Genomic DNA, 14,322 nt, shown 5'->3' with positions numbered 1-14,322 from the left:
CAGTCTGCCCCCGACCCGTTAGAAATTGCTTGCCGCGGCAGAGCTACCCCTCGCGCCAAGCCTTCGCGACCTGGTCGGCCAAGGGCTTTGTCAGGTAACTCAGGACCGAGCGCTGTCCGAGCTGCATAAAGCTCTCGACCGGCATGCCGGGCACGAGCCGGACATTCCCGAGCCGCGCCTTCTGCTCCTCCGGCACACTGATACGGGCGGTGTAGTAGCTCGCCCCGGTCTTGGGGTCGGTGCTCACGTCCGCCGAGACCCGCGTCACCACGCCGTCGATTTCCGGCGTGGTGCGCTGGTTGAAGGCTGCGAAGCGCAGCACCACCGGCTGGTCGAGCCGCACGTTGTCGATGTCCTGCGGCTGGATTTTCACCTCGACCGCGAGTTGGTCGGCCGAGGGTACGATCAGCATCGCGGGCTCGTTCGGGGTGACGAGGCCGCCGATCGTGTGCACCGTCATCTGGTGCACGATCCCGTCCTGCGGCGCGCGCAGCTCGACCCGCTTGAGCAGGTCCTCGGCCGCGACGCGCTTCTCGACGAGCTCCGACCACTTGCCGCGGATCTCGGCGAGGTCCTTGCCGACCTCGGTGCGCATGTCTTGGTCGATCTGCAGGATCTGCAGCTCGATCTCGGAGAGTTTGCCGCGTGCGGAGGCGGTCGAGGCGATCAACTGCCCGCGCTCGCCCTCGAGCCGCACCGCGTCCCGCTCCAGTGCCGTGAGGCGCGGCAGCTGCACCAGGTTCTTGGCGTAGAGCTCGCGCACACCTTTGAGCTCGCTCGCGATGAAGGCGATCTCGCGCTCCTTCGCGCCAGCCTGCTGCGTGAGCCCGGTGATCTCCTGCTTGAGCTGCGCGAGGCGCTCGCGCAGCTGCGCCTTCTGGCCCTCGCGGGCGTTCACCCGTGAGGTAAACAGGCGGGTTTCGCCCTCGATCAGGTGCGCCACGGTGGCGTCGGTTCGGGCCCGCTGCAGGAGGTCCGCCGGGAATGTGATCGCGCTCGCCCCGTCCCGCTCGGCTTCGTCGCGGGCCCGCCGCGCCGCGAGTTCGTCGAGCGCCTTGAGCACGATGTCGAGGTTGGCCCGGGTCTGCGTCTCGTCGAGGCGGATGAGGACATCGCCCGCCTTGACGCGGTCGCCGTCCCGCACCCGCAGCTCGCCGACGACGCCGCCGGTCGGGTGCTGCACCTTCTTGACGTCCGACTCGACCACCATCTGGCCCGGCGCGATCACCGCGCCGGAGATCTGCGTGAAGGCGGCCCAGCCGCCGACCCCGCCGACCAGGGCGACGCTGAGGAGGAGGGAGGCCTGGAGATGGCGGCGGATCGAGGCATCGGCGGTCGCGGGCGGGCGCGCCGGGACGACGCTGGGATTGAGGCTCGCGGCCATCACGCAGTCCCTCGTTTCATCTCGTTGAGCGGCATCGCCCGGGGAAGGCTCGGCTGAGCCAAGGGCGGGCTCGGCGCAACAGGCTGCAGCACGCGCTTGAGCACCTCGTCCTTCGGCCCGAAGGCCTGGGCGCGTCCCTCGGCCATCACCAGCACGGTGTCGACCGCCGCGAGGGCGCTCGGCCGGTGGGCCACGACCACGCAGATCCCACCGCGCTGCCGCACGCCCAAGATCGCCTGCGTCAGCGCGTTCTCGCCTTCGCTGTCAAGGTTGGCGTTGGGCTCGTCAAGCACCACCAGGAACGGGTCGCGGTAGAGCGCACGCGCCAGTCCGATCCGCTGCCGCTGCCCGGCCGAGAGCCCGGCGCTCGCCTCACCGATCCGGGTATCGTAGCCCTCCGGCAGGCGCAGAATGAGTTCGTGCACGCCCGCGGCGCGCGCCGCCGCGATGGCGAGGGACGGGTCAGCCTGCGGCTCGAAGCGGCTGATGTTCTCGGCGATCGTGCCGGCGAAGAGCTCCGCCTCCTGCGGCAGGAAGCCGATATGCGCGCCGAGCGCCCCGCTCGACCACTGGTCAAGGGCCGCCCCGTCGAGCCGCACTTTGCCCCGCAGGGGCGGCCACACGCCGACGAGCGCCCGCACCAGCGAGGACTTGCCCGAGGCCGAGGGCCCGATAACGCCGAGCCCTTGGCTCGCCTGCAGGGCGAGCGAGACGTCCTGCACCACGACCCGCTGCGTGCCCGGGGGCGACACGCTCACGCTCTCGACCCGCAGCGACTGCGCCGGCGCGGGCAGGGCGTGCGGCTCATTGGCGGCCGGCACCCGGCTGAACAGCTCGTTCAGGCGAGCCCAGGCCTGGCGCGCCTGAACGAAGCCCTTCCAGTTGGCGATCGCGAGCTCGGCCGGCGCGAGGGCCCGCGAGACCAGGATCGAACTCGCGATGATGATACCGCCCGTCGCCAGGTTGTTGACGACGAGCCACGCGCCGAGCGCCAGCACGCCCGACTGCAGCGCCATGCGGAAGATCTTGGAGACGGCGCCGAGGCCTCCGGCCACGTCGGCCACCCGGCGCTGTTCGGTCATGTAGTCGTGATTGGCCATCGCCCAGCGCGCGGCGAACCGCGCCTGCATGCCCATGGCGGCCAGCACCTCAGCGTTGCGCCGCCCGGCCTCGGCCAGCACGTTCCGGCGCATGCCGTGGCCCGTGGCCGCCTTCGCGGCCCCGCGGGTCGCCCGATCGGTGACGAGCGTCAGGAGCGCCAAAACAGCAGCCCCAAGGAGGGCGGCGAGCCCGATCAGCGGATGGAACAGGAAGCAGACGATCAGGTAGACCGGCATCCACGGCAGGTCGAAGAACGCGCCCGGCCCCGATCCCGAGAGGAAGCTGCGCAATTGATCAAGGTCGCGCAGCGGCAGAAGGCCGTCGCCGGGCGCCACCCCCTTGAGGGGCGCGCGCACCACGAGATCGAACACCCGCGCGGAGAGGGACTCGTCGAGACTGGCGCCGACGCGAGTGAGGATCCGTGAGCGCAGGGTCTCGAGCAGGCCCTGAAAGACGTAGAGGACGAGGGCGAGCGCCAAAAGCCCGATCAGGGTAGGCACGCTGCGGCTCGGGATGACACGGTCGTACACCTCGAGCATGAAGAAAGATCCGGTGAGATAGAGCAGATTCACCAGCCCGCTCATCACACCGACACCGACGAAGGCCAGCTTACAGCGCTTGAGTGCCGCGGGCAGCGTCACTGCTTCACGCGCGTCGATTTCCGCGCGAGCGCCAGCCGAGTCCCCCCCACTCATTTTTGATCTCCCCCTGAGACTTGCGGTGCAAGTCCGGTCAATCACTCATACTGAAGAGCCGCTTTCATGGATCGGGGCTCGACTACGCAGCCAGGAGCCCTCCACAAAAGAGCCGCCTCGTCTTGTGCTGCGATGGCGTGACCATCCCTAGCTGGCACGGTGTTCTGATGCATCACCCATACGGACTACAATTTCATACTTTGTTAAGTGTTACAGCCCCGTTCTCGCAACAGGGCGCCGTTACGGTTAATCAGCACGACCTAATTCAACCAGCATAAGTCGCCGGGTGCTTGTAGCGCCAGCGCCGCACAATGCACTGGCATCGAACGATTCACACGATGGATTTCGAGGATTCGCCCCGCATGCGCGCGCAACGCCAAGTTCGCGGGAAAAGTCTTCGCGCTGGCCGCCTACTTTGACCAATTGGCAACGGACCCCATCGCAATCATACTTCAACGCCATACCCGGTGCGGGCCAGGATGAGCAGCGGGCGGGGGTGGGCAGTCAAGCTGGGCGGGAGACTCCCACGAGGCGCATCCTCCTGTAAGAGCCTGACCTCCAGGAACCGACTTCGGTGCGCACAGCCGCGCGTCCCGCTGCGGACATCCATCATCCCTGCAGAACCGCGTACTGCCCAGGCTGCGAATTTTCGTTACGCTGCATCCTGGGCTGCTCGCTTGTATGTCGGCCCTGCGGAGGAACCTTGACTGAACCAGCGCACAGCCCATCGGACGGGAGAAATCTCATAAACCGCATGCTCGGCTTGAGGAGCACACAATACGGCCTGGCTGTTCTCGCCACGACGGGCGCGTTTCTGCTGCGCCTCGGTCTTGATCCGGTTCTCGGTGACCGCTCGCCCTTCCTGCTCTTCACGCTTCCCATCCTCGTCACGGCGCTCAGCGCAGGAACCCGGCCGGCCCTTGTCGCGGCCGTCCTGGGCGGCCTGTCCGGCACCTACGCGTTCGTTCCGCCGAACCCGTCACTGCGCCTCGTGACCCCGGGCGACTGGCTTGAGGTGGCCCTTTTCTCGATCACGGCAGCGCTGATCATCCGGGTCGTGAATCGGCGGGCGGCCCTGCGCGCGCAGCACAACCAGGCCGTGGAGGAGCTGCGCACCAGCGAGGCAATCAAGGCTGCTATCCTGCGCGGCGCGCTCGACGGGATCGTCACGACGACTGAGGACGGACGCATCCTTGCCGCCAACCCGGCCTTCTGCCGGGCCTTCGGATTTCGGGCCGAGGACGCCGTCGGGCGTCGGCTCACGGACCTCCTCGTCGTACCTGCCCCCTCTCTCCTTCCCGGGACCTCACCGGAGCGCGTCGTTGCCGCGCTCCCCGGCATCCGACCGGACCATCGCGTCGAGGGCGAAGCCCTCCGGTCGGACCGGTCGCGGTTTCCGGCGGAGATCGCCATGACTTTCACGCGGCATCAGACGCACAACCAGCTCACCTGGTTCATCCGCGACGTCACGGAGCGCAAAGCGTTCGAAGACGCGCTGCGCCGGACGACACGGCAGCTGACCGTCGTGCTCGAAAACGCCTCCGAGTCGATCTTCCTGCTCGATGAGCAAGGCTGCTGCGTCTACATGAACCCCTCGGCGGAGAGCCTGACCGGTTTCACGCTCGCGGAGGCCAGCGGCCGGAGCCTGCACGCCCTCATCCACCACATCGGCCCGGACGGCAGCCCCTGCCCGGAAGCGGATTGCGCGATCGCCTGCGCCAGTCGCGGACAGACCAAGCGCTCCGGACAGGAGGTCCTGATCCGCCGCAACGGCGACTTCGTTCCAGTCTCCTACATCGCGAGCCCGATCCGGGACTCCAGCCATGCGGTGATCGGCGCCGTCATCGAGATCCGCGATGTCACCGAGGAGCGCCGGCGGGACGCCTTATTGGACGAGAACCGCCGGCAGTTGCTGCGGCAGCAACAGGCCCTCGAAACGCTGCACCGGCTCGGCATCACGATCGCGGCCGAGCTCCACCCCGATCGCTTGGTTCAGACCGTGGTGGATGCGGGCGTCACCCTGAGCGGGGCCCAGGTCGGAGCGTTCTTCTACAATGCCACCAACGACACGGGCGACCATTACGTCCTCTATGCGCTCGCTGGCGCCGAGCGCAGCGCCTTCGACCGCTTCGGCCTGCCGCGGGCCACCCCGCTCTTTGGGCCGACCTTCCGCGGCGATGGGGTGATTCGCTCCTCCGACATCCTCCAGGACCCACGCTACGGGAAAAATGCGCCCCATGCGGGCATGCCCGAAGGCCACATTCCCGTACGCAGCTATCTCTCGGTGCCCGTGGCGTCGCGCGATGGCAACGTCATCGGGGCGCTCTTCTTCGGACACGCGGAACCCGACATCTTCGATGAGGCCGCGGAGCGCGCCGTGATCGGGCTTGCCGCTCACGCCGCCATCGGCCTCGACAACGCACGGCTCTTCGAGGCTGTCGAGAAGGCGAAGCAAACGCTCGAAGAGAAGGTCAGGACGAGAACGCAGGCTCTCGAGGAGATCAATGCGGAGCTCGACGCCTTCAGTTATACGGTGAGTCATGATCTGCGCGCACCTTTGCGTGCTGTTCAGACGCTCGCATCCATTCTGCTCGACGACTTTGGGGAGCGCTTGGGCGAGACCGGGCGACAATACGCCGAGCGGATCGTGGGTGCGGCGCAACGCATGGACGACCTCGTGCAGGGGCTCCTGCAATATAGCAGGCTGGCGAGAACTGACATTCAGCTCCAGCCGATCAGCCTGCGCTTCGTCATGGAGAAGGTCAGGCAAACGCTGGAGCGCAACGAAGAGCTTGACGATGCCGTCCTGGATCTCTCAGAGAACCTGCACACGGTGTACGCGAATCCGACAATCCTGCAGCAGGTTCTTCACAATCTCGTAACGAACGCCATCAAATACCGCCACGAGGAGCGTCCCGCCCGTGTTAAGGCCTGGTCGGAACTGAGGAACGATCGCGTCGTGCGCATCTGGATCGAAGACAACGGAATAGGTGTTGCACCCGACCAGCTGGACAAGATCTTCGATGTCTTCTATCGGGCACCGGGCACCATGTCTCGGCCTGGTACGGGCATCGGACTTGCTGTCGTCAAGAAGGGAACGGAACGCATGGACGGACGGTGCGGAGTCGAGTCCCGTGACGGCGAGGGTAGCCGCTTCTGGATCGAGTTGCCGACCCCGAACTGAGCATCCGGCCGCCTGAGCGCGGATGCCGGGGCGCCGCACCGCTCTTGGCGGAACCGCGCTGTTCACCCAAGCCGACCTGCGTTATCGTTGTGTCGGACGCTTCTCCATAAGGCCAGGATCGCTCCCGGACGACGTCCGGGCGTCGCTCAGGCGAGTCGCGCGTGATGCTTACGTTCATCGTCGATGATAATCCGGATGACCGGCTGATCATTCTCCATCAGCTACGGGGCGAACTTGCCCACGCGACAGCCGTCGAGATCGGCACGGCGGAGGAACTCGATGCCGCCTTCGCGCATCATCGCCCCTCTCTCGTCATTACCGATCTGGCGCTCGGGTGGGGAACTGGGATCGACGTCCTTCAGCGCACGAAGTCGCAGCATCCGGCCTGCCCCGTCATCATGTTCACGGGTGCGGGCGACGAGCAGGCAGCCGTCGAGGCGATGAAGATGGGGCTCGATGACTACGTCGTCAAAGACCCGAGAAGGCTGTCCCGGCTCAGGCAGGCGATCCGGGACATCGCTGATCGGGGCGGCCGCTCCGCGCAGGCGCAGACGCCTGCCGCGAGCCCGGATTATCCCCCCGGCGGGGAGCTGTTGCGGCGCGTGCGCGATCAGGTTCAGGACGTCGCGCAATCCCTGGCGGGCGCGTCGGGCCTTTCGGGCGGGGCCCAGGATGAGCGGATCGGCCTCATCACCGCGAAGATCTCTGACGTGCTCGAAGAGCTCGATGCCGCTATGGCGCAGCCACACCCGGAGACCTGAGCGGAGTTGCGGTGGCGAGCCACCGCGTCGTGCGCCTGAGAGCAGGTCCAAGGCTTTCGACAGGATCGGACCAACGCGGCGTTAGTGATCGGCCGCATGTCCGAACGGAGAAGTGGCACCGCGTGTCCGAACCTGTTTCGGCGGCACGCGGCACGAGCTGACGCTCGGTGCAGTTATCCGAGCATCGCAATGCGGTTGAGAAACGCCACGAGATCCGACTGGCGCGCGGTCCCCGTTTTCGCGAAGATCGAGCGAAGCTGGACCCGCGCCGTGTTCACGCTCGTCCCGTTCTCTTCGGCGCATTCCTCGAGCGTTCCGCCTCTGGCGAGCTGCAGAGCGAGCTTGGACTCGGCATTCGTGAGAGAGAAGAGTTGCTGGAGCGTTGCAGCTTTGGGCTGCAGACGCTCCTCGAGATCGACGAGGAGGAGGACGTAGCTGGACTCCTCCCGCATCCCCGCAGGCTGCTCAAGGGAACAGAGCAGGCGACGTGTTCCGCTCTGGATGACCCACGGTTTCTTCGGTATAGCGTCGGGCTTGATCGAAACGCCCAGAAGCTGCCTCAGCAGCGCGTCCCCCTCGTTCGAACGGAAGCGATAGATTTCTTCGCCCTGCGCAACTTCACGTTTCAGAAGCAGTGCCGCCACCGCATTCCCCGCTATGACGAGACCGGTCTTAGTGATCAGGAACGCGCAGTAGCCGAACCGCTGTAGGACCAGAAGGAGTGCCTCTCCTGCGATCATTACACAACCAGGAGCTGAAAATTACACCTCACCAATGATTGCACCCAGATTCTGGAATATCAAGCACGCAGGTCTTGCAATGATAAGTTTAGGACGCAACGGTTAAAACAAATTACAGCCCTCAAAGCCTACAGATAACATTTACTGGCAAAGAATTTGCGGAATGTATTCACAGGTCGGTGAGAGCGTGGGCCCAAGATTCGACCTCTTCAATGTTCTTGAATATGACGCCTTCGCGATCACATGGTCCAAACCCGACTTTTAGGAACCAACCCTCTTCAATTCCGAGTTGGGGTTCCGCATAGATACGTATAACAATCGCTGCCAGCACGCTCCTGACCATGATGAGTCGCGCTTCTTCCGTGCCTTGCGTTTGCGCGACTTCGATGGGGACAGACATCAATCATTCGTCCGCGCGCATCAGAGCAACCGCCGGTCGGCAGCCGCGCTTGTCCGTTAAGTATACGAGCAGATCCTGACGCCCGCCATCATCCAAACGGACTAGCGCAGTCGTAATGGCATTTTACGACCACCCGCGCGGATAGCCAATCGAGCCACAACTCAGAATACAGCTACTTAGAAGCAAATCACCTCCAAGTAAAGCACCCCAAACCGATTATATCGATGCTCGCGCCGTTTAAGCGAAATAAATCCCACGGTAGCCATCAAGATCTGTTTCTGCCCGAGAAGTTGTCAAGCAACAATATCATGGAAAGACAAAATTGAGGAATCTGTTTACAGCGAACCTGATTGCAGAGTACGGATATGCGTAGGACGACTGCACTTCGGAGGGTATCTGACGCCCCCTTCTGGCTCGAAACCAATTCAGGGCGGACCACTCCGCGGATTCATCGCCGAGTTTGATACCGCTGGCGAAGTCGGGAGGAGCGTCGGATCGAGCGAGTCGAGCTCGCGTTGAGGCAAATTCGTCCGCCTCTGCGAGGAGAACACGATGTCGCCCCGCCCCAGCAATCCAGTCGCCATCCCTGAAGAGACCGCGCAGGTAGCCCGCACCGCTTTCCCGCGAGGGCGCCGCTGCTGAGCCTGCGCGACGAGCTCGGCCCAATCTTCCACGGACTGGGATTGCCCCGGTTTGGATACTGCTGGCGAATTCGGGATGTCAGTAGCCTGGCTGATAAGGCGGGCGAAGGTGGATTGGCGGGTTATGGTGAGGGACACTCCGGCCAGCCAGGCGGCAAGTCGGACGAGGTTGAGGGCGGCCGCGGTCAGCACGTACTGGAGATGGACCTTCAGCCCGATGTAGCGAGCGCGCCGCAGGTGCAGATCACGGACGCCCTGCGAGAGCGTTCCCTCGATGCCAGCCCGCCAGCAATACTGGTAGCAAAGCTCGCATCAGCCTCCCGCGCCCGCGCCGCATCCAGGGCAGCGTGCTCCTCGCCCCGCCGTGGCGTGAGCAACCGGCGCGGTGAGCGCGTGCAGCGCGCAGGGCTTGCAGTCCGCGCTGGAGAACCGGATGCGCATCACCGTCCGCCCCTGGTTGTGATCAGCGCTCCAACTCGTGCTGGCGTGGCCGGCCGGGCCGGTGGCGACCTCCCGGTCCCAGTCGATCCGGAAGTCCTGGACCCGGAAGGCGCCCGGCGTGCGCGCCTGCCACTGCGTGTCCTGCGGGGTCGGGCCGAGAAGCGTAACGTCGTGATCGCGCGCGTTCGCCAGCAGTTGGTCGGCATCGACGTAGCCGGCGTCGACCAGATGGGTGTCGGGCAGCAACACGCTTCACTGAGGCGACCGGAGAGCGAGCGACAAGAGTACCAGCCCGCGGCTCTATGCGAGGACGGGGGGGCGAATCAACGGTGCTCATGCACCGGGGTAGGGCAGGACGCCTGTGCCGAGCAAGAGGTCGTACAGACCTATCTGGATGGCCCTAGAGCGGTTGCCAAAACACCCTTCGCTACACCACGAACAGCCGCATTACACCTTTCCGGTTTGGCAACCGGTCGCGCTGATCGCTCGGCAAAATTTCAAGCGATAAACGTTCTTTTAATCTGTAGGTCCTGGGTTCGAGTCCCAGCGCGCTCACCAAATCTTCTAAACAAACCAGCAACTTAAGCGGCGTCATGGATGCGGCCAGGGCCCTGCTGTGTCCAAGATTTGGCAACCTGTGTCCAAACCCACCCTCAGTGGTGGGATGCAGCGTCCGACCCGAACAGGTTCGCACGGGTCTCCTTCCACACCTCCTCCAGCTTCTTCATGCCGTTCACGGCGAGGCGCCGCTTGTTCACGTCGCGGGCATAGTGGCGCACCATCTGCTCGCTCATCTCGACGATCGCCGACACCTCGGCCTCGGTATTGCCGGCCTCCAGCAGCATGTTCACGGCGTTCTTGCGCAGGCCGTGAAACACGAAGCCGCCCTCGCGCAGCCGCTTCATCGCGGCCTTCTTCGCCGGCGAGGCGATCGTGGGCTGACCCTTGGCGTTGATGCTCGTGAAATCGCGCTGCCACGCGGTGCGGTAGGCCGCGAGCGTCCAAGGCGCGCCGTCCTCCCGCAGGTGCAGCGCAGGGTGATCGATGTGGATGCGGGTGAGGATCTCGCGGTACTCGGAGTGGATCGGGACGTAGACGTGCACGCCGGTCTTGCGAGCGATCATCTCGATGGCGTTGGCGCCCGGGGCCGGCCGGCGCATCGGGATCACGTCGATCGAGCGCTGGCCGGTGTAGAGGGCGGAATAGACCGGCGGGTGCAGACCGGGGCGGGCGTGCTCGAAGAACGCTTCGAAGGCCCAATCGGTCCAGGGCACGTGCGGCTCGACCTCATGCTCGACCTTCTCCGTCCCTTTCGCGACGTTCACGGTGCAGAAGCCGCGCGGGATGCCGAAGGACAGAAGCTTGGATAGGACCGATCGGTAATAACGGGCGACTGCGGGCGTGGGAGCCCAGGCGTCGATGACTTCCTGGCTGAGGACCAGGCGGTGCTGCGGGCCGGGCACACGGACTTACGTGATCAACGAGGCGGCCCTGGCGTCCACGCGCGGGCGCTCCCTGGCCGGGCCGGCGCTGGCGGCCCACCCCAGCAAGGTCTTTCCCCATGAGGCGAGGTGGCGGGCGCACCTGACCGCACTGGGCCTGGATCAGCTGGCGATTACGCCCGATCCGGTGACGATCGCCACCGAAGGGGCGCTCTGGGGCGCCATCGCGCACCATGGGCTGCTGCGGCAAGCAGTGATCGTCTCGCCGTGGCATCACCGCCTCCGCCCACCCTCAGCAGCATGGAACCAAGACCCACCACCCCGGATCAAGGCACTCGCACACAGGTCTCATATTCTGATGTATGATTGAAGTGTCCGATTAAATCTGAAATCTTCTTCGTCGCTCAATTTGAGCAGTCACTTCGATCTATCTGCCGAAATCAAGCCAGACCTCCAAAGTCCCGGATGCTGGACGCTTCGGGAAGGTTAGAAGTGGCACGACTGTCAAGCCGTCTCGAGAACTTTTCTGATCTGAGGGGAGAAAAGGCTTTAGTGTTTTGGCAACCTGCTGCGCCACTGCTTGGTCCTCCTGCCAGAAGAAGCGCACTTCCCGCCGCCCGGTAGCGCTCTGGATCAATTCGGCCGGAGGTGTCTGCACCCCGATGGCGTCGAGGGCGGCGAGCGCGGCGTTCTTGCGCTCCTCGCTGCCCTGGTACTGCAGGTAGACCGTCGTGCAGAACTGCCGCGGCACGACGACCTTCGCCCAATATTGCGGGCCGAGCGAGCGGTCGTACCGGATCGGCGCCGAAGCGACAGTGACGGTCGACCCGGCCGGCACCACGCCGGCGACGGTTCCAAGATCGTAGGACGGGCTCGGCCGGTCGGCGCGCAGGCGGATATCGCCGCGCGCGTCGATGGCGACCTGCTGGTTCGGTCGCAACTGGCTCGGGTCGGTCTTATCGGCGAGGCGGCTGTCCTGGGGGCTGCCGAACCAGAGATAGCCCTCGCAGGTCCCGGCATTCGTTACGGGAGCTGGAACCGCGTTCGGTGGGGGCGGAACGAAGCCTCGCGACGCCGGCGCCTGACTCTCGATCTGCGCCGTGGACGCCACGGTCTGCTGGCTGAGGGTCAGCCGGTTGAGCTCGTCGGCTTCGACGTCGGCGAGCCGGCCGAGCAGGGCCTTCAAGGGGGCGAGATCGCCTCCGTTTCGATTGAGAGCGTTCACGGCAGCGCGAGCCTGGCTCCTGATTTCGGTCTGGACGGAGAACCGCGCCGTCGCCACCGCTTGCTCTGCCTCGAATTCCGCCCGGGCCCGGCTCGCCTCGGCCTCGAGTCGATGCTGTCGTTCGCGCACGACAAGCAGAAACGCGAGGGCCGCCACCACGATCACGCAGATGACGGCCAGCACGAGGTTGAAACGCCAGCGCCGGGCCCGCTCCAGGCGCCTGAAATGCTCCTCGCTGGCTTCTACGAAGGTGCGGATATCGGGATCGTCCTCGGTGTAGAGCGAAGCCTCGGCGAGGGCCTTGCCGGCGAGGAGATAGCCCGCCCGCGCCTCCGGAGGCGTGGCGAGCCATTGCCGGGCGAGCGCGCCGATGCGGATCACGGCCCTCGTCCTGGCGAGCGCCTCGATATCCGGCGAGGGTGGGGGCTGCGGCGGGGCCAGCTCCGTCGGAGCGGGCTCGGTCGCGCCCGAGCTGAAGGTCGTGAACCGTTTCAGCACCGTCCCGACGATCGTCGCGACGCCCGAGCGGTTCGCCCGGGCACTGGCGGCATCGGCGGAGATCGCCTCGGCCCCGATCGCCGCTGGCGGAGAAGGGGCGGCCGCTGTGGGCGAGGCCGCCTGCGGGACCGCGGTCGTCTCCGGGGCGACGGCCGCGGCGGGCGGCGCCGGAGCCGGCCCGTCCCGGGCGGAGGTCAACTCGGCGGCTGCGGGATCGTAGGGCGCCAGCGTCGGCACATCCGCCAGTGGGTCGCCCCGCGCACCGGCTTCCGCCGCCCAGTGATACAGGATCTGGCGCAGGCGGTCCCGCTGCCGCCCCGGCGCCGTCGAGGCGCCGGCGGCGGCGACCTCGTTTATGAAGGTCCGGCATTCCTCGGCCGAGATGGTCTCGCCGGCAACGGCGCGCCCGATCATGGCCTGATGGCGCTCGCGCAAGGCGTCGATGCCCGACGGGGACGGGTCGGTGCTCATCAGGGCACCCAGAGCGCGCATAGCGGCGGCACGCGGGCGAGGAGCGCGTCGAGCTTCGTCTTGAGCACGGCACAGCGCGCGAAATCGGCCTTCAGGAGCTGGTCGATCTCAAGGAAGTTGCCACGCACGCTCGCACGCAGGTCCTCGAAGCACTCCCGGACGCGCGCGAACGCGGGATCGTCCTCGCCCGGCGCTGCGCCGGGCGAGACCGTCGCCTCGTACTGGGTCAGGGCGTCCGACATCGGGCCCGTCAGCGACTGGATCTCGTTCGGCGCGGCGGACACCGCGCGCAGGTTGGTCCGCACGGCGGTCAGGATAGGCGTGACGGCCACCATCCAGCCCAGCTGCGGATCGTAGAGGTGCTCCTCCATCTGGTAGAGGCGCAGATCCGTCGCCTGCCAGACCGCATGCTCCATCAGCCGCCGACGCAGCGTGTCGGCAAGGTCGATCGCCGCGTCGCGGGCCCGATCGAGGTTCCGGCTCTCCGACATCTTGGTGAACGCCGCGCTGAAGGACTTCAGCGGGAGGTCGCGGGACACGCCGAACAGGATCTCGTCGATGTGCGGCATCTCCGCGATCAGCAAGGCGCGCAGCTGCGAGCGGGCCTCCCTGATCGCGTCGGGCTGGCCCGAGGTCAGCAGGGTCTTCGCCCGGTCGAGCGCCCGTAGGCAGCGCTCCTGGCAGGCGACGCCCTCGGGCGGCAGGCCGGCCTGGCTCGCGGTCGCCACCTGCTGCGCCCGGTGCACCAGGGCGAGGGCAGTGGGCAGCAGAGCCGGCGGTTCCTCCGCCTGCGACCAGTCCAGCCAGCTCGCCCCCAGCACCTGCAGGGTGTGGAGCCCGTCATGCAGGCCTTTCAGCCCCTCGAAGGCCTCGAAGCAACGGGCCAGGGCCACCAAGGCGTCGCGGATCTCGCACAGGGCGGTGAAGATCACGGGATCGCCGATGTGATCGGCGCGGGGCTTCTCAGGCAGAGCGTCGACGAGCGCCTGCAGGGCGTCGGCCACGATCGTCACTTGGCCCTCGACCTTGCGCGGCGCGCGCACGAGGATGGGGGCCGTGCGCAACGCTTCCCGCCGCAGCGGATCAAGGCTCCATCGGTTCTCGAGCACCCGGAGCAGGAAGGAGTTGACGAGCAATGCCTGGTCGGTGGCGATGCGGTCGAGGCAGACCTGGACGATCCTCTCGAAGGTCTGGCCCTCGGGAATGGTCTCGGCCCGGCCAAGCGAACCGGGATAGCGGTTCAGGGCCGCCTCCAGGTCGGAGAGCGCGCAATAGGTCACGATCGCCTTGCGAAGGCCGTCGATCTGGACAGTCGTGAGCTCGAAGTCGGCCGTCACGA

Annotated in this window: 10 protein-coding genes and 1 pseudogene; 3 read left to right on the top strand and 8 right to left on the bottom strand. The window is 66.1% G+C overall.

Features of this window, described 5'->3' with window-relative positions:
• Nucleotides 1-43 precede the first annotated feature (43 nt).
• Both MNOD_RS12170 and MNOD_RS12165 read right to left on the bottom strand, forming a co-directional pair.
• A complete protein-coding gene (locus MNOD_RS12170) occupies nt 44-1,384 on the bottom strand; it encodes an HlyD family type I secretion periplasmic adaptor subunit (protein ID WP_015929188.1) in 1,341 nt (446 codons plus the stop codon).
• Nucleotides 1,384-3,069, bottom strand: a complete 1,686-nt coding sequence (locus MNOD_RS12165) for a type I secretion system permease/ATPase (RefSeq protein WP_244424780.1) — start codon at nt 3,067-3,069, stop codon at nt 1,384-1,386. The genes MNOD_RS12170 and MNOD_RS12165 overlap by 1 nt, the downstream gene beginning before the upstream one ends.
• Nucleotides 3,070-3,754: 685 nt before the next feature.
• Between MNOD_RS12165 and MNOD_RS41395 the strand changes: the two genes are divergently transcribed.
• Together MNOD_RS41395 and MNOD_RS12155 are read left to right on the top strand one after the other, a co-directional pair.
• On the top strand, nt 3,755-6,364 hold the full coding sequence (locus tag MNOD_RS41395; RefSeq protein ID WP_157091443.1) for a PAS domain S-box protein: 2,610 nt from the start codon (nt 3,755-3,757) through the stop codon (nt 6,362-6,364).
• A gap of 164 nt (nt 6,365-6,528) precedes the next feature.
• Entirely contained in the window at nt 6,529-7,125 is a 597-nt protein-coding gene (locus MNOD_RS12155) for a response regulator (RefSeq protein ID WP_015929185.1), read from the top strand.
• A gap of 173 nt (nt 7,126-7,298) precedes the next feature.
• Here the strand turns inward: MNOD_RS12155 and MNOD_RS12150 are convergent, their stop codons facing one another.
• The 4 genes and pseudogenes from MNOD_RS12150 to MNOD_RS12140 form a co-directional block, all read right to left on the bottom strand.
• Entirely contained in the window at nt 7,299-7,865 is a 567-nt protein-coding gene (locus MNOD_RS12150) for a helix-turn-helix transcriptional regulator (protein WP_015929184.1), read from the bottom strand.
• Nucleotides 7,866-8,034: 169 nt separating this feature from the next.
• The gene (locus MNOD_RS43055; protein ID WP_015929183.1) at nt 8,035-8,265 is read right to left on the bottom strand and encodes a hypothetical protein; all 231 of its coding nucleotides are present in this window, start codon (nt 8,263-8,265) and stop codon (nt 8,035-8,037) included.
• A gap of 734 nt (nt 8,266-8,999) precedes the next feature.
• Nucleotides 9,000-9,593, bottom strand: a pseudogene (locus MNOD_RS50585) (transposase); the annotation flags it as partial.
• 407 nt (nt 9,594-10,000) lie between these two features.
• Nucleotides 10,001-10,810: a site-specific integrase gene (locus MNOD_RS12140; protein WP_244424717.1), complete on the bottom strand. Its 810-nt coding sequence runs from the start codon at nt 10,808-10,810 to the stop codon at nt 10,001-10,003.
• Nucleotides 10,811-10,820: 10 nt separating this feature from the next.
• Between MNOD_RS12140 and MNOD_RS46400 the strand changes: the two genes are divergently transcribed.
• Nucleotides 10,821-11,159 (top strand): hypothetical protein, encoded by a 339-nt coding sequence (locus MNOD_RS46400; protein WP_198157597.1) that lies wholly within the window; start codon nt 10,821-10,823, stop codon nt 11,157-11,159.
• Between the two features lie 57 nt (nt 11,160-11,216).
• Here MNOD_RS46400 and MNOD_RS12135 read toward each other — a convergent pair whose 3' ends face one another.
• A complete protein-coding gene (locus MNOD_RS12135; RefSeq protein ID WP_015929182.1) occupies nt 11,217-12,983 on the bottom strand; it encodes a hypothetical protein in 1,767 nt (588 codons plus the stop codon).
• Complete coding sequence (locus MNOD_RS12130) at nt 12,983-14,320, bottom strand: alpha/beta hydrolase family protein (RefSeq protein WP_157091441.1); 1,338 nt, start codon at nt 14,318-14,320, stop codon at nt 12,983-12,985. The genes MNOD_RS12135 and MNOD_RS12130 overlap by 1 nt, the downstream gene beginning before the upstream one ends.
• Nucleotides 14,321-14,322: the final 2 nt, after the last annotated feature.

Origin of the sequence: Methylobacterium nodulans ORS 2060 (assembly GCF_000022085.1) — a bacterium.
Taxonomy (GTDB): domain Bacteria; phylum Pseudomonadota; class Alphaproteobacteria; order Rhizobiales; family Beijerinckiaceae; genus Methylobacterium; species Methylobacterium nodulans.
Note: the sequence above shows the minus strand (reverse complement) of the source record. Positions and strands in the feature narration are given on the sequence as shown.